We start from the raw sequence: 14,630 nt of genomic DNA, 5'->3' as shown, positions 1-14,630 counted from the left end.
AAAGAATATATATGAGGGGGCGTAGAACCATCAATGATTCTATGCTCCTTTTACTTATATAGGAAGGTAATACAGGATGAGAGACGACATAAAGTTCCATGCATTTATGAAGATGACCAGAGAAGCGGCCAACGTGTCTCTTGAGGAGGCTGGAAAAGGACTTTATACAAAGAGTATGATGGCGCAGATAGAAAAAGGAACAACTCTTCCTGACTATATGATGCGTAACCGTATCATGTCCAGATTGGGTATTTCATCAGAAGGCTATGAGGACTTTTTACAGCCTGATGAATACAAAAGATATCTAAAGAGGATGGAGCTTATTAAGCTCATTGAGTCAAAAAGCTTTGCTGAAGCAGAAGAGCAAATTGATCAGGTTATTTTTGATGAAGATTTAAACCTGAATAAATTAGAGCTTCAGTTCTACTATGACATGAAGGCAAGGTGTCTGCATTTCAGAAAGGCTCCCTGGGGCGAAGTATATGAAATGTATGAAAAAGCCTGTTCGCTTACTATGATCATTGAAGAAGTATGTGAGAAAAAGTTTGGCGTGTGGGCAACACTCGAATACTTTTTGCTGTTTAAAATGTTAGAAGCCAAGGCAGAGTGCTCAGTTACACCTGATGAAAGCTCTAAGATAGCAGATGTTTGCCTGTCAGTGCTTGATCATCTTGAAAAGTCAGCTATTGATATTCTGGGAAAAGCGAAAGTATATACAGCAGGAGCAGTTGCTTTAGGGAACATTGCCCATAAGAATGATTATGCGCAGGTGGACAAAAAGACAGTTCTTAAGCAGTACGACAAGGCTTTGGAATACTTGAAGCAAAAGAGCAGGAGCTACTACATTGCTGAAATTCTTTCAGGAAAGATCAGTGTATTGGAAAAAAACGGTGATGAAGAGGAGCTTAAAAAAGCAAAAGAGCTCTATGACCTTTTTGCAGAAATCTATAGTGAATACGATGTGGACTATCTTATGGATTATAACTGCTATATCTACAGAGATTCAGATATTTACTGCATCGGGGATGTTATTAAATCAAGAAGGCAGATGATGCAGATTAGCAGAGAAGAACTTGCAGACAGGGTAAAATGCTCCTACAGGACGTTGATGCGTATTGAGAATAGCGCCATTTCTGCCCAGAAGGCCGTTCTGCGCCCTATTATGGATGAACTGAATATTAACTGCGACTATACTCGTTCAGATATAATTACTGATGATAGGGAAGTTATGGACAGGTACTATTCTCTGGCAAATATGATCAATAATTATGTGGCTGCGGATTATGAAACGCTGTATAAGGAATTGGAAGAAAAAATAGATTTTTCATTTGCTACAAACAAGCAGCTGCTGGACATTATAAAACTATTGCTAAGCATGGATGAAGGTAAAATCACGGGAGAACAGTATGCAACTAAACTGAAAGAAGATTTAACCTTAACTCTTCCTGTTCCAGTATTGGAAATAAAAGATGGATATGTTCTTCATGCTGAACTAAACCTTTTGATTGGTATAGGAAAATATACTGAAGATGATGAAGAAAAAGAGCACTTGATGGAGTATTTACAGTCTTTTTGTAGTAATCATGAATCTGGCGGACATCCGGTGGATTATAGCACATATGAATCAATAACACTATGGTTGACAGATGTATATAGTGACGCCGACAAAATAGAAAAAGTTAAAAAAATAGCAAGTGAGTTGTTAATATTGGAATTAAAGAGCCATAGATTATTTGGCCTTCATGGGGCACTATTTATGCTCCTCAGAAATAACGCAAAGATAGAAGAAAAGGATAGAAAATATTATGAACAGAGATTTGATAAAATTGTAAAAATATGCGATTTTATCAATAACTCTGTTCATAAAGAGTATTACAATTTAATCAAAGAAATGCTTGAAAAAAATGAAGATTGGAAACATTACTGATTTCTTAATATGCTGATAGGAAAGTGTGACTGAAGAGTAATAATGTTTTCTTCAGATACAGTTGTGTCACCAACTAAATCACTTACAGAAACAGTTGTTGTCTCAGTGTTTGTATTTGTATTGTCTGAAACAGTAACGAATGGAAATGAAATAGTAAATGTGAGATTAAAAATAACAAGTACAAGAACAAGTAAGCTACTAATTTTTTTCATTTTAGAGCCCTCCCAATTAAATTAGTTTTGTAAACTAAAATATATCAAAAGCCGCACCATTGCAAGTGACAGAGTATTTTACTTTTATGATTTTTTTGTAAAATACTCTGTCACTTTTCTTTAGCACTGTAAAATTTTATTATGTTATTAACAACAAAACTTTGACTTGATGAAAGGGGGCTATATAGTGATGAGTGAAAAAAACATCAGTGTGATCTTACCGGTTTATAATTCAGAAAAAACAATAGCAGAATGTATAGAGAACGCTCTACTTAGCCTTCGAGAGAATGATGAGCTCATAATAGTTGACGACGGATCAACAGATAATACACCAAATATATGCATGGATTATGCATGGAAATGCCCCAATGTAGTTTATAGACAGCAGGAGAACAGAGGCCTTTTCCTGGCAAAGCTTGAGGGCATCAGAGTTTCCAGAGGAGAGTATATAAGCTTTATAGATGCTGATGATGTATGTGCTGAAAAAAGATATAAAGTGATGCACTCAGTGGCAGCAGAAAATGATGCGGATATTATATTCTTTGGAGCGATAATCAAAAGGGAAGGCTTTGATACAAAGGTTTATGATTCTGAGATGTTCCCGGGGAATTACTCAAGCAAAAAGGTAATCGACTCCTTTGGGAAAATGCTATTTGGAAAGCTTGATAGTGATGACAATTCCTATACGGGTTACCTTTGGAATACATTGATCAAGAGAGAAGCTCTATGTGGCATGGAAGAATATGCCGGAGAAAAAATCCGCTATTATGATGATGAGATAATTATGCTTCATGCGCTTATGAAGGCTGATAAATGCGTTGTTTCCGAGAAAAAACTGTATCGATATGATTATTCAAGCTATAAAGCTATAAGAAAAAAGAAATCCTATGGTCCACAAAATTGGGAAAATATAGTTACAGTCTATAATCTCAAAAAAGAGATGGCGATTGAAAATGATATATATAACAGTGAGATAAAGTCCAGGCTTTCAACTTTTTTAGGACCAATCTCCTTTATGAGATTTATCATTGGTCAGGACTCTGCGGTGCCAAAGGCGTTATAAATATTATGAAGGGGAAAAAATAAGACCCGGTCAGATGACTGAGTCTTATTTTTTTACCCATTATAGAGTTTTTACAAAGCGGTCGAAAGCTTCCTGCCCTTCGGGAGTTCTTTTGTAAACACCGGCGTCTTCAAGAACATGCATGAAAATTTCGCCGATCTCATTCTGGATAATGTCGTCTATATTTGTTTCATCGATGTGATCATATTTTTTGCTGAAGGCATCAACCCAATCAGCGTGCTTTTCAAGAACTTCGTCTTTTCTTATATCTTTTCCTGAAAGGATTGCTTCCTTAAGATCAGCCATCTCCTTCTTAAGTCTTGCAGGAAGTACTGCAAGGCCCATAACTTCAATAAGGCCGATGTTCTCCTTTTTAATATGATGAAGCTCTGCGTGAGGGTGGTATACACCAAGAGGATGTTCATCTGTTGTAATGTTGTTTCTAAGAACAAGGTCAAGCTCGAAGTCTTCACCGCGTTTTCGTGCGATAGGAGTAATAGTGTTATGAGGTGTTCCATCTGTCTCAGCATAGATAAATGCAGCTTCGTCTGTGTAGCCACTCCACTTATTTAAGATCACATCAGCAAGTGCAATTACTCTATTTACCTCAGGAGCAGAAATTCTTATAACTGACATAGGCCATTTTACAATGCCTGCCTTAACATCTTCAAAGCCGTTAACGGTAAAGGTTCTCTCAACAGGAGCTTTTGCCATAGCAAAAGTATAATGTCCGCCCTGGAAGTGGTCATGACTTAAGATTGAACCACCAACGATTGGAAGATCCGCATTGGATCCTACAAAGTAGTGAGGGAACTGTTTAACAAAATCAAAGAGCTTGCAGAAGGTATCATGCTCAATCTTCATAGGGATGTGCTTTGAATTAAACACGATGCAGTGCTCATTGTAGTAAACATATGGAGAATACTGGAATCCCCATTTTGAGTTCTGGATTGTTACAGGAATGATCCTGTGATTCTCTCTTGCGGGGTGATCAACTCTTCCTGAATAGCCTTCGTTCTCCCAGCAAAGCTGACATTTAGGATAACCTGACTGCTTGGCATTTCTTGCAGCGGCGATTGCCTTAGGGTCTTTTTCCGGCTTTGAGAGATTGATTGTAATATCAAGGTCGCCGTACTCTGTAGGAGCGATCCATTTCATATCCTTGGAAATGCGGTATCTTCTGATGTAATCTGTGTTCTTTGAAAACTCATAGTAGAAGTTTGTAGCTGCCTCAGGACTTTCTGCAAGCTTTTCATTGAACTTTTTGATGATGTTGCTTGGTCTGTCTGTAAGCTCGCCCATGAGCTTTGTATCAAACAGGTCTCTATAGACAACGCTGTCATTTTCTAAAAGACCATTTGCAGCGGCATAGTCATCGAGCACTTTAAGAACATTTTCAAGGAATGTTCCCTTTTCAATTTCATCTGCAGGAAGCTCTTTTGCCAGGGCTTCTATGTCTGCTGCTTCGTAATCAGCAGCATCAATCCCAAGGTCAATAAGGATTGAATTGATGGCGTAGATCACATCTTCTTTTTCTATAAGGCCCTGTTTGAGGGCATATGCAACAAGGTTATTGATTGCGTTTTGTATATCCATGATAACTCCTCGAATTTAAAGATTAAATGCCAGGAGCAGCTATATTTTGCTCCTGACATTATTAACAATCAGGTCAGATGACTTCAGGGCCACCGCCGATTTCTACTGTATAAAATGTAGCTTCGTAGCCAATTTTGTTTTTGTAGTTCTCGCCGACAGTCTTTTTGAAGTTATCGATTGCTTCATCTTTTACGATAGAAACAGTGCAGCCACCAAAGCCGCCACCTGTCATACGTGAGCCGATAACACCGGGAACCTTCCAGGCTTCTTCTGCAAGAGTATCAAGCTCAATGCCTGTTACATCATAGTCATCGCGAAGTGATTCGTGGGACTGTCTCATAAGCTTTCCAAAGTGCTCAAGATCTCCATCCTTAAGGGCTTTAACTGCTTCAATAGTACGCTGGTTCTCGTATACTGCATGTTTAGCCTTTTTCTGCATATCAGGATCGGTTAAAAGAGCTTTATTAGCCTCGAACTCTTCGATAGAAAGATCGCCAAGTCCTTTGATATCAAGCTTTTTCTGAAGGATAGAAAGAGCTTCTTCACACATGCTGCGGCGAGCGTTGTACTGAGAATCTGTAAGTTTATGCTTTTTATTTGTGTTTGTAACGATAATCTTTGCACCTTCAAGTTTAATTGGTGCGTATTCAAAAGAAAGATCAGCTGTATCAAGGAAGATGGCGCTGTTTTCCTGGCCCATTGCTACAGCGAACTGATCCATGATACCGCAGTTGCAGCCGTTGAAGTTGTTCTCAGAATACTGACCGATAAGAGCAAGCTCTTGGTTTGTTACTTCAAATCCATAGAGGTCTCTTAAAACAAAACCTGTAAGAACTTCAAGGGATGCAGATGATGAAAGTCCTGATCCGTTAGGAATGTTTCCGTAGATCACCATGTCAAAGCCTGTATCAAGCTTCATGCCTCTTTTTTCAAAGGCCCATACAACTCCCATAGGATAATTGGTCCAGCCTGCAGACTCTGAAGGAGCGATTGTGTCATCGAGGCAAAATGAAACAACACCAACCTTATCCTGATTTAAAGAAAAGAGCTGGATCATTCTGTCATCTCTTTTTGCAGCTGCTGCATAAGTACCGATGGTAAGAGCACATGGGAAAACATGACCTCCGTTGTAGTCTGTATGTTCTCCTATAAGATTAACTCTGCCCGGAGCAAAGTATGCTTTTACATTTTCTTTTTTTCCATAAGCCTTCTCGAAGTTTTCAAGAACAGCTTTTTTCATTTCCTGATCGATCATATAACCTCCTTGGTTTTAACCAGACAAATATGTATTTTGTGACTATATATTACCCCTTTAAACTACTTATAATAAATATCTCTTTGTTTTATAAGCCTGTCAAAATGTTAAAAATAAAGCTCCCCTATTATAATAGGAGAGCGAAATATAAATCTCAAAAAGTTACAAGCGGAGCTTTTTTCTTTTGAGTGGGAGTCTCAACGCCGAGCATGTTAAGAATCTGATTTTTGCTTAATGAGTTTAAATTTTTGGCAATTGGTATGAGACCATCGATCTTTTTCTGAATCTCCTCTTCACTAAGGCCAAGTTTTGTTTTGTACATGTCCACAAGAAGCCTGTAGGTTCCGGAAATATCGGTCCTTGTTTTAACGGCAAATTCCAAAACATTGGCAGCGTCCTCAAATCTTCCTGCGTTATATAAAAGCTCTCCCCAGTTTTGCAGGGCACGGACTAAAGTGGTGTAATTCTGATCGTACTGTGTAAGTGCAGTTATATTGGCGGTTCCATATTCGAGCTTTAGGTCTGTATTGCTGATTCCGGTGAAATTGACTATTTTTTCAAATTGAAGTGCCTTTAATTCATCTTCGGCTTTTTGAAGTGCTTCATTATCTCCTGCGGTATCAAATGGAAGTAGATTATAAGGAATATGTATGTATTCAAGGTTTTCCAGACTTTTTCGCCTTACGCTGTTGGCTTCGCGCTCTTTTTCCCAGAAGTCAGCTTCCTTTTTTTCAATCTTTCTGGATACCCTTCGCATGCTGATATTAAAAAAGACAGCAAGTATAATGAAACTTGCTAAAAAAGGTAATTTCATCTATAATATCCTTTCAGTTAACCGTAATAAGTTATGCTTATTTTCATCATAACACAGAGGAAGCATTATGAAAAAATTTTTTGGAGGATTGGTCCTCTTTTTGTCTTTTCTTGTAATTTGGCCAGGAACGCCTGTAGACGCTGCTGACTCTAAAACAATCGCAAGTGGTGTATATATTGGTTCGCTTGATGTTTCAGGAATGTCTGTTGATGAGGCGGAACAAGCGGTTTCATCATTAGTTGAAAGTCAGAAAAATTCAGAAATAACGCTTACTGTTGGTGAAGATAAGAATCTTACAATATTTGGCTCTGATCTTGGAATAACATGGGAAAACACTGATGTAGTGGATGAGGCCTATGCCCTTGGACATCAGGGAAATATCATCCAGAGATATAAAGCCTTAAAAGATCTTGAGAAATCCAATCATGTTTTTGATATTGAATATGGTTTTGATGATGAGGCTCTTGCAGCTATTATTGACAGATGCAGCAGTTCTTTTGACCAGGAGAAAGTCAACTACAGCCTAAAGAAAACAGACGAGGGCTTCGTAGTTACTGATGGCCAGACAGGTTATATTGTGGATAAGGAGGCATCTGCTTCTGTAATAAAGAGCTTTATTCAAAATGAGCTCACACCAGAGAATGCTACCATCACACTTTCTGTTAAGGAAGATAAGCCTCTTGGAAGCGCAGAGGATCTGGCAAAGGTAAAAGATGTTCTTGGTACCTTTACAACAAGCTATAAAACCTCAGGTGCTGCCAGAAGCGCCAATGTAGCAAATGGTTGTTCACTTATAAATGGCACTACAGTTTATCCGGGAGAAGAGTTCTCTGTACTTGATACAATTACTCCATTTACTGAGGCAAATGGCTATTTCCCTGCAGGTTCTTATTTGAACGGGCTTGTGGTTGAGAGTGTTGGAGGCGGTATTTGTCAGGTTTCTACTACACTTTATAATGCAGTTCTTTTGGCAGAGCTTGAAGTTACTGAGCGTCACAACCATTCAATGATAGTTACTTATGTAGAGCCTTCTGCAGATGCTGCAATAGCAGAATCTGGTGGAAAGAACTTTAAGTTTGTCAATAATACCGAGTATCCTATATATATTGAAGGTTCAACAACATCTGACAAGCACATAACCTTTACGATATACGGGGTAGAGACAAGAGACGCCGGACGTAAGGTAAGCTTTAAGAGTGAAGTCCTTGAAACAACACCTGCTTCAGCAGATCAGTTCGTGTGTGATGGTTCACAGGCTGTTGGCTATGTTGGAACACAGTCAGCTCATCTTGGATACAAGGCTCAGCTTTGGAAGATCGTAACTGAGAATGGCGCTGAAGTGAGCAGAGAAGTTATAAATAGCAGTAACTACAAAATGGTTCCTAAGATTGTTACAATTGGTACAGCAGGAGCTGATGAGACTGCTATGGCACAGATAAACACAGCAATAGCTACAGGTGATGTGGCTACCGTTAAGGCTGTTGCCGGTGCACTTGGTGCAGCCAGAAGTGCAGCAGGAACAGAAAATGAAGCTGCAGCAGCTCAGGCGGCAGCAGATGCCGTCAATGCGGCAAATGCACAGCTTGCGCAGCAGCAGGCAGAGGCACAGGCAGCGCAGGAATCGCAGCCGGCAGAGAGTGCTGAAGGAACAGATACTGCAGAAACTATACAGACAGAAGGCTGATCATTGGCAATTATATGAGAATTGGAAAAATAACTGAGAATGCTTTAAAGCGTTCAGTTTTAAAACTTATAAAAACAGAATTTAAAGAAAGAACAGGCGCAGCTGTAGGGGCAGACTGCGCTTTTTCTGAATCTAAAAAAGTATTTTCATCTGTAGCGACATATGCTTTGGATGCTAAAGAAGTGGGATATTATGCTGTGGTTAAGGCGGCAAATGGCCTGGCTGCGCAGGGAATCACACCGGATCACGTGGATGTAAGTATCCTATTAAGTGAAGATATAGAAGAAAAGCGCTTAAAAGAAATAGTCAGGGACTGCATAGATGGCAGTAAGGCTGCGGGAACAGTATACGCCGGCGGCCATACAGAGATTTCAACCGCTGTAAAAAGACCTGTGATAACAGCAACCTGCGTAGGGTATAAGGAAAATGATATTTCTTTTGGAAAGCCCAAAGCAGGACAGGCGCTTGTAATAAGCAAGTGGGTAGGCCTTGAGGGAACAGCTCTTTTGGCAAAAGAAAAAAAGCAGGAGCTTACAACTAAGTATCCGGCACCATTTATCAATGACGCTATAGATTTTAAAGAATATATGTCTGTAGAGTCAGAGGCTGCAGTCGCCATTAAGTCCGGAGTCAGTGCAGTTCATGATCTCTCAAATGGCGGAGTTTTTGCAGCTCTTTGGGAAATGGGAGAACGCGCAGGCTGTGGACTAAAAGTAAATTTGAAGAGCATACCTTTGAGACAGGAAACCGTTGAGATCTGCGAGTTTTTTGAGATAAATCCTTATCAGCTTTTATCAGGTGGAGCGCTTCTTTTTGCCACAGATGACGGAGAAAAGCTTGTAGATGATCTTAAGAATGCGGGAATCCCCGCTTCTGTCATAGGTTTTTTGCAGGAAGGTAATAGAAAAGATATAATTAACGAAGATGAATCAAGGTTTTTGGAGATGCCACAGGCAGATGAGATCCATAAAATCCTTGGATAAAGATAATTTGGAGGAGCTTTTTGTTTATGAATACCAGAGAAGAGATATTAAGCATTATTGAGAAAAACAGCCGCATTGATGTACATGAACTCAGTGTTCTTCTGGGGGCGGAAGAGATACTTGTTGCCAATGAGCTGAAAGCTCTTGAAGAAGAGGGCGTTATCTGCGGATATCACTCAATGATCGACTGGTCTAAGACCAACATAGAAAAGGTCAATGCCCTTATAGAGGTTAAGGTCACACCTACAAGAGGACAGGGCTTTGATAATATTGCAGAAAGAATATACAAATATCCTGAGGTTACAAGCGTTTATCTTATGAGTGGCGGTTTTGACCTTATGGTTATAGTTGAAGGTAAATCTCTTTTGGAGGTTGCGGGCTTTGTAAATAACAAGCTTGCTACTTTGGACAACGTGCTTAGTACAGCGACACACTTCATCCTTAAGAAATATAAGGATCACGGAACTATTTTGACCAAAAAGTACGAAGACACAAGGGAGATCATTACACCATGAGAAATCCAATAGGAAAAAAGGTAGTAGACATCAAGCCTTCAGGAATCAGAAAGTTTTTTGACATTGTTCAGGAGACCGAGGGCGCTATATCTCTTGGTGTGGGCGAGCCTGATTTTGATACTCCCTGGCACATAAGAGACGAGGGAATTTATTCTCTTGAAAAAGGAAGAACTTTCTATACATCCAACTCCGGACTTAAGGAGCTTAGACAGGAAGTTTCAAACTATATCAAACGAACACAGGATGTGACATATGATCCGATAAAAGAGATCTTCATTACAGTAGGTGGATCTGAGGCGATTGATCTGGCTCTTAGAGCTATGGTGGATCCGGGGGACGAAGTTCTGATTCCTCAGCCAAGCTATGTTTCTTATGAGCCTTGTGCTATTTTAGCTGACGCTGTTCCTGTGATCATAGAGCTAAAAGAGGAAAATCAGTTCAGGCTTACTGCAGAGGAAGTGCTTGAGAAGGTTACTGACAAGACTAAGATCCTGGTTCTTCCATTCCCAAACAACCCAACAGGTGCAGTAATGGGAAAAGAGGATCTTGAAGCCATTGCAAAGGTCGTAATCGAGAAAGATCTTTTTGTTATCTCTGATGAGATATACAGTGAGCTCACTTACAATGGCAAGCATGTTTCAATTGTATCTCTCCCTGGAATGAAAGAGAGAACAATTCTTATCAACGGTTTCTCCAAGGCTTATGCTATGACCGGTTGGAGACTTGGATACGCATGCGGACCGGAAGAAATCATGAAGCAGATGGTAAAAATACATCAGTTTGCTATCATGTGCGCTCCTACAACCAGCCAGTACGCTGCGGTTGAGGCTCTTAAAAACGGAGATGAAGATGTAAGGATCATGCGCGAGGAATACAATCACAGAAGAAGATACCTCCTGAATGAATTTAAGAGACTTGGACTTCCTTGCTTTGAGCCTTTTGGAGCCTTTTACGTATTCCCATCCATAAAGAAGTTTGGAATGAGCAGCGATGAATTCTGTACAAGACTTCTTAAAGAGGAGAAGCTTGCAGTAGTTCCGGGAACCGCTTTTGGTGACTGCGGAGAAGGATTTATTCGTATTTCCTATGCATATTCACTGGATAATTTAAAGCTTGCTATGGAAAGGCTTGAGAATTTCATTAAGAAGATTAATTGAATATACCATTTATGAAAGAGAGTGTGAAAAATGCTTCATATTAAATCCATAGATGATGGGTTAGAGCTTTTTAAGGCTCTTGGTTCAGATGTAAGGGTGGAAATAATCAAGATTCTTCTAAACGAGGGATCGCTAAATATGAATGATCTTGCCTGTAAGCTTGGAATCACAAACGGGGCGTTGACGAGTCATATTAAAAAACTTGAGGAATGCGGCGTTGTTGCAGTATCTTCTGAAGCGCCCGGGCATGGTAATCAAAAGGTGTGTTCAGTTCATTTGGATAAGATTCTGATTGAACTTCAGGATAAGCCTGTAAACGCCAATATTTACACCACTGATATCAAGGTGGGGCTGTTTTCTGATTATTCAGTTTATCCTACCTGCGGACTTGCCAATTCAAGCAGGCTTATCGGTGAAGTTGATGACACAAGATACTTTGCTCATCCTGACAGATTCGAGGCGGATATACTCTGGTTTACCAAAGGGTATGTTGAGTATATGATTCCCAATTTTGTTCCTGCCAATCAAAAGATTGATGAGATATGTATTTCCGCAGAGCTGAGTTCAGAAGCTCCGGGAGTAAATAATGTTTGGCCCTCAGATATTTATTTTTATCTGAATGAGACTCTGCTTGGAACATGGACATCGCCTGGAGATTTTGGAGATGTTAAGGGGCTGTTTACACCGGACTGGTGGTTCCCAAACTGGAATCAGTATGGAATGCTTAAGACTCTTGTTATAAATCACGATGGAACATTCGTAGATGGAAGAAGAATTTCAGATGTGGTGATAGATGAGCTTGGACTCACAGCCAAGAGTCAATTGAAACTTAAACTTGAAGTTCCTGAGGATGCGGAGCATGTTGGAGGACTTACCATTTTTGGCAAGGGCTTTGGCAATTATAATCAGGATATCAATATTAAAATTGGATATAGTGCTATAGAATAAGAAAATGCCACTTCCTGTTCAAGGTAAGTGGCATTTTTGCGTCTTGTTTTATTCAATTTTTGTTGAAAAAATATTGGACTCAAAGAACTTATTAAAGCCCTGCCAGCCTGGAGTAGTGATGTTTCCAAGGATTTCAGTGAAAGTTTCCATCTTGGCGTCTGTGTTGTCGGCAAGGTTAAGAGCAACAGCTTCAATGATGGCAGGTTTCTTTGGAGAACCATATTCAAGCTCGCCGTGGTGGGCAAGGATACAGTGCTGAAGCTCCTGCTTGAGAATAACAGGGAAGCCTTCGATTCCGCGGATCTTTTCTCCAACCATCTCGGTTCCCATTACTATGTGACCAAGGAACTGGCCTTCGTCAGTGTAGTCATTTACCGGGTAGAGACTGAGCTCTTTTGTCTTACCTATATCATGGCAGATAGCAGCTGTTAAAAGAAGGTCTCTGTTAAGCGCAGGATATGCTGTGCAATAGAAGTTACAGAGCTTTGTTACGCTTAGTGTGTGCTCTAAAAGTCCGCCGATGAAGCTGTGATGCACAGTCTTGGCAGCGCTGGATTTTCTGAAAGCTGTGATGAAAGCCTCATCCTGAATAAAGAATTCTTCAAGGAGCTTTTTGAGATATGGATTCTGGATAGTTCCGATTATTCCAAGGAGCTCTTTGTACATAACATCGATGTCCTTGGAGGAAACAGGAAGGTAGAGAGATGGATCATACTCGCCTTCGTGGCATTTTCTGGCTCTTTTTACATTGATCTGGAGAGCGCCGTTAAAGCTTGTTACTTCTCCGAATACGTCAATGTAATCTGTGTCGTCAAATTCGTCTATTCCGTCACTGTTTGGCTCCCAGATCTTGGCATCAATAGTGCCTGTCTTGTCCTGGAGAGTTACAGAGTAGTACTCTTTTCCGTTTTTGGTTGTTGCGCTGAGCTTGTGCTTGCACATGTAGATGTCCGCAATGCGGTCACCGGGTGTTAGATCTTTGATAAACTTCATTAAAAAATCCTCATTTCTAAAATTAAATCTATTTAGTTGTAGAGCTTGACATTGTTGCTTCTATCTCAAGTTCTATGTACTCATTAGGTGCCTGTCGCATGATCGTAATTGATATTACATCATCAGGTGAACAGCCTGCAAGCCTTGTTATAAGGTGGTCATAGGTGTTGATATCATAGCCGTTAAAAGCAGTAATGATATCGCCGCTTTGAAGGCCGGCTTTCATGGCAGGAGATCCCATCTCGGTGCTTGATATGTAGGCTCCTGAAGGGAGATTTTGTGTATTCTGCATCTCGAGTGGAACTGTGGCGCCGTGGATTCCAAGATACGGCCTTGGCCTTGCGTTTGAAAGGTCTTCAATAAGTGGCTTTAGCTCAGTTATTCCGATTCCGCAGATCTGATTGGTCATATCTGTAGAATTGTGGGATGTATCTATTATTCCGATGACCTGTCCCTTTAAGTTTATGAGAACACCGGTAGCATCGCTGCTTCCGTAGATATCGGTAGTGATCAGCTTATAACATGAATCCACAAGATTCATGGGACTCTTTTCCGAAGTGACGATTCCGTAAGCTATTGAGTCCTGGATACCAATAGGGCTACCAACAGCGATAACAGGTGAACCAGTCAGGCTCCCGGCGCTTGAACTTCCGAGCTCCGCAGGAGAAATTGTCTGTCTTGTGCCTTCTGAAAGCTGTGTTCTGCGAACAGTAAGCACGCACTGCCCTGTAATAGTGTCGATCAGACTGATCTCAGCAGTTGCTGTGGCTCCATCACAGAATGTTACGCCAATTGACTCGGCATCAGACACAGACGCTGAAGGGACAAGGACATAGAGATTGGTGCCGTTGTCAGCAACAATGAGACCTGATGTGGAACCCTTTGTTTCGTAGGAGTCTGTAAACCAGTTGGAGTCGCTTGAGATAGCTGTTACTTTTACGATGTTTTTCTCAACCTGTGTAGTAACCTTGCGAAGGGAAGTGATCATTTTTTCATAGTCGTAAGCGTCAAAAGAATAGGAGGCAATTGCCTGATCGATCTGATCCTTCTGACTCTCCTCAAGGCTTAGAGCTTCGCTCGCAGCTATCTGATTGTCATCAGCAAACATTTCCTCGGGAGTCAGCTCTTCACTTGGCTTTTCCTCGGGGAAGGATATCATTTCCGGTTCATTTTCGGGATAAAGTTTGTCGCTGAAAACCGGCTGAAGTATAAGGAATGTAAGACAAGCGACCATTCCGAATATAACTGCCAGTGAAACGGTGATGACCGTGCGACGCAGAAGTTTTTTTCTATTGATAGGACGCTGTTTTATCTTTTCACTGATAAAATCAGTGTTGGCCAAATTCTCATTTTTGTTATCTTCAGGATTAAGTGGCATTTCGTATTCCCCCAATAAACATTTAACTTATTATAGACGTTTTTATAGGTTAAATCTAGCCATGAGGGGGTATAAATGATAAACTGTACTTTGGGTAATTGTGTA

Annotated in this window: 13 protein-coding genes; 7 read left to right on the top strand and 6 right to left on the bottom strand. The window is 40.4% G+C overall.

Features of this window, described 5'->3' with window-relative positions; translation table 11 throughout:
- Positions 1–76: 76 nt before the first annotated feature.
- Positions 77–1,927, top strand: a complete 1,851-nt coding sequence (locus C4S54_RS12505) for a helix-turn-helix domain-containing protein (protein WP_103869832.1) — start codon at positions 77–79, stop codon at positions 1,925–1,927.
- Here the strand turns inward: C4S54_RS12505 and C4S54_RS12500 are convergent.
- Positions 1,921–2,139: a hypothetical protein gene (locus C4S54_RS12500; protein WP_103869831.1), complete on the bottom strand. Its 219-nt coding sequence runs from the start codon at positions 2,137–2,139 to the stop codon at positions 1,921–1,923. The genes C4S54_RS12505 and C4S54_RS12500 overlap by 7 nt on opposite strands.
- 190 nt (positions 2,140–2,329) lie before the next feature.
- On the opposite strand from C4S54_RS12500, the gene C4S54_RS12495 reads away from it, so the two are divergent.
- Positions 2,330–3,202, top strand: coding sequence for a glycosyltransferase family 2 protein (locus C4S54_RS12495; RefSeq protein WP_160110762.1), 873 nt, complete (start codon positions 2,330–2,332; stop codon positions 3,200–3,202).
- Between the two features lie 60 nt (positions 3,203–3,262).
- On the opposite strand, the gene galT is transcribed toward C4S54_RS12495, so the two are convergent.
- From galT to C4S54_RS12480, 3 genes are all read right to left on the bottom strand, one after another.
- Positions 3,263–4,798 carry a UDP-glucose--hexose-1-phosphate uridylyltransferase gene (gene galT / locus C4S54_RS12490; protein WP_103869829.1) on the bottom strand — a complete coding sequence of 512 codons (1,536 nt, stop codon included), beginning with the start codon at positions 4,796–4,798 and terminating at the stop codon, positions 3,263–3,265.
- A 73-nt stretch (positions 4,799–4,871) separates the two neighbouring features.
- Positions 4,872–6,053: a galactokinase gene (locus tag C4S54_RS12485; protein WP_242973812.1), complete on the bottom strand. Its 1,182-nt coding sequence runs from the start codon at positions 6,051–6,053 to the stop codon at positions 4,872–4,874.
- Positions 6,054–6,207: 154 nt separating this feature from the next.
- Positions 6,208–6,867, bottom strand: coding sequence for a hypothetical protein (locus C4S54_RS12480; RefSeq protein WP_103869828.1), 660 nt, complete (start codon positions 6,865–6,867; stop codon positions 6,208–6,210).
- A gap of 67 nt (positions 6,868–6,934) precedes the next feature.
- Here C4S54_RS12480 and C4S54_RS12475 point away from each other — a divergent pair, with 67 nt between their 5' ends.
- From C4S54_RS12475 to C4S54_RS12455, 5 genes are read left to right on the top strand one after another with little or no spacing between them, the layout of a single operon-like run.
- Positions 6,935–8,551 (top strand): VanW family protein, encoded by a 1,617-nt coding sequence (locus C4S54_RS12475; RefSeq protein ID WP_103869827.1) that lies wholly within the window; start codon positions 6,935–6,937, stop codon positions 8,549–8,551.
- 14 nt (positions 8,552–8,565) lie between these two features.
- Positions 8,566–9,534, top strand: a complete 969-nt coding sequence (locus C4S54_RS12470) for an AIR synthase-related protein (RefSeq protein ID WP_103869826.1) — start codon at positions 8,566–8,568, stop codon at positions 9,532–9,534.
- A 26-nt stretch (positions 9,535–9,560) separates the two neighbouring features.
- Positions 9,561–10,049 carry an Lrp/AsnC family transcriptional regulator gene (locus tag C4S54_RS12465; RefSeq protein ID WP_022772324.1) on the top strand — a complete coding sequence of 163 codons (489 nt, stop codon included), beginning with the start codon at positions 9,561–9,563 and terminating at the stop codon, positions 10,047–10,049.
- Positions 10,046–11,206, top strand: coding sequence for a pyridoxal phosphate-dependent aminotransferase (locus tag C4S54_RS12460; RefSeq protein ID WP_103869825.1), 1,161 nt, complete (start codon positions 10,046–10,048; stop codon positions 11,204–11,206). The genes C4S54_RS12465 and C4S54_RS12460 overlap by 4 nt, the downstream gene beginning before the upstream one ends.
- A gap of 30 nt (positions 11,207–11,236) precedes the next feature.
- Positions 11,237–12,154, top strand: coding sequence for an ArsR/SmtB family transcription factor (locus C4S54_RS12455; RefSeq protein ID WP_103869824.1), 918 nt, complete (start codon positions 11,237–11,239; stop codon positions 12,152–12,154).
- A 48-nt stretch (positions 12,155–12,202) separates the two neighbouring features.
- On the opposite strand, the gene C4S54_RS12450 is transcribed toward C4S54_RS12455, so the two are convergent.
- Positions 12,203–13,147: a 3'-5' exoribonuclease YhaM family protein gene (locus C4S54_RS12450; RefSeq protein ID WP_103869823.1), complete on the bottom strand. Its 945-nt coding sequence runs from the start codon at positions 13,145–13,147 to the stop codon at positions 12,203–12,205.
- Between the two features lie 28 nt (positions 13,148–13,175).
- Positions 13,176–14,525 carry a S1C family serine protease gene (locus C4S54_RS12445; RefSeq protein ID WP_103869822.1) on the bottom strand — a complete coding sequence of 450 codons (1,350 nt, stop codon included), beginning with the start codon at positions 14,523–14,525 and terminating at the stop codon, positions 13,176–13,178.
- Positions 14,526–14,630: the final 105 nt, after the last annotated feature.

The organism is Butyrivibrio sp. Su6 (assembly GCF_900108105.1).
In the GTDB taxonomy this organism is placed as follows: Bacteria; Bacillota; Clostridia; order Lachnospirales; family Lachnospiraceae; genus Butyrivibrio.
This window is presented reverse-complemented; position numbering and strand designations above follow the sequence as displayed.

Coding starts and splice junctions, on each gene's coding strand:
- C4S54_RS12485 (WP_242973812.1), bottom strand. CDS start 6,053: ATGATCGATCAGGAAATGAAAAAAGCTGTTCTTGAAAACTTCGAGAAG.
- C4S54_RS12475 (WP_103869827.1), top strand. CDS start 6,935: ATGAAAAAATTTTTTGGAGGATTGGTCCTCTTTTTGTCTTTTCTTGTA.
- C4S54_RS12445 (WP_103869822.1), bottom strand. CDS start 14,525: ATGCCACTTAATCCTGAAGATAACAAAAATGAGAATTTGGCCAACACT.
- C4S54_RS12500 (WP_103869831.1), bottom strand. CDS start 2,139: ATGAAAAAAATTAGTAGCTTACTTGTTCTTGTACTTGTTATTTTTAAT.
- C4S54_RS12480 (WP_103869828.1), bottom strand. CDS start 6,867: ATGAAATTACCTTTTTTAGCAAGTTTCATTATACTTGCTGTCTTTTTT.
- C4S54_RS12450 (WP_103869823.1), bottom strand. CDS start 13,147: ATGAAGTTTATCAAAGATCTAACACCCGGTGACCGCATTGCGGACATC.
- C4S54_RS12455 (WP_103869824.1), top strand. CDS start 11,237: ATGCTTCATATTAAATCCATAGATGATGGGTTAGAGCTTTTTAAGGCT.
- C4S54_RS12495 (WP_160110762.1), top strand. CDS start 2,330: ATGAGTGAAAAAAACATCAGTGTGATCTTACCGGTTTATAATTCAGAA.
- C4S54_RS12465 (WP_022772324.1), top strand. CDS start 9,561: ATGAATACCAGAGAAGAGATATTAAGCATTATTGAGAAAAACAGCCGC.
- C4S54_RS12460 (WP_103869825.1), top strand. CDS start 10,046: ATGAGAAATCCAATAGGAAAAAAGGTAGTAGACATCAAGCCTTCAGGA.
- C4S54_RS12470 (WP_103869826.1), top strand. CDS start 8,566: ATGAGAATTGGAAAAATAACTGAGAATGCTTTAAAGCGTTCAGTTTTA.
- C4S54_RS12505 (WP_103869832.1), top strand. CDS start 77: ATGAGAGACGACATAAAGTTCCATGCATTTATGAAGATGACCAGAGAA.
- galT (WP_103869829.1), bottom strand. CDS start 4,798: ATGGATATACAAAACGCAATCAATAACCTTGTTGCATATGCCCTCAAA.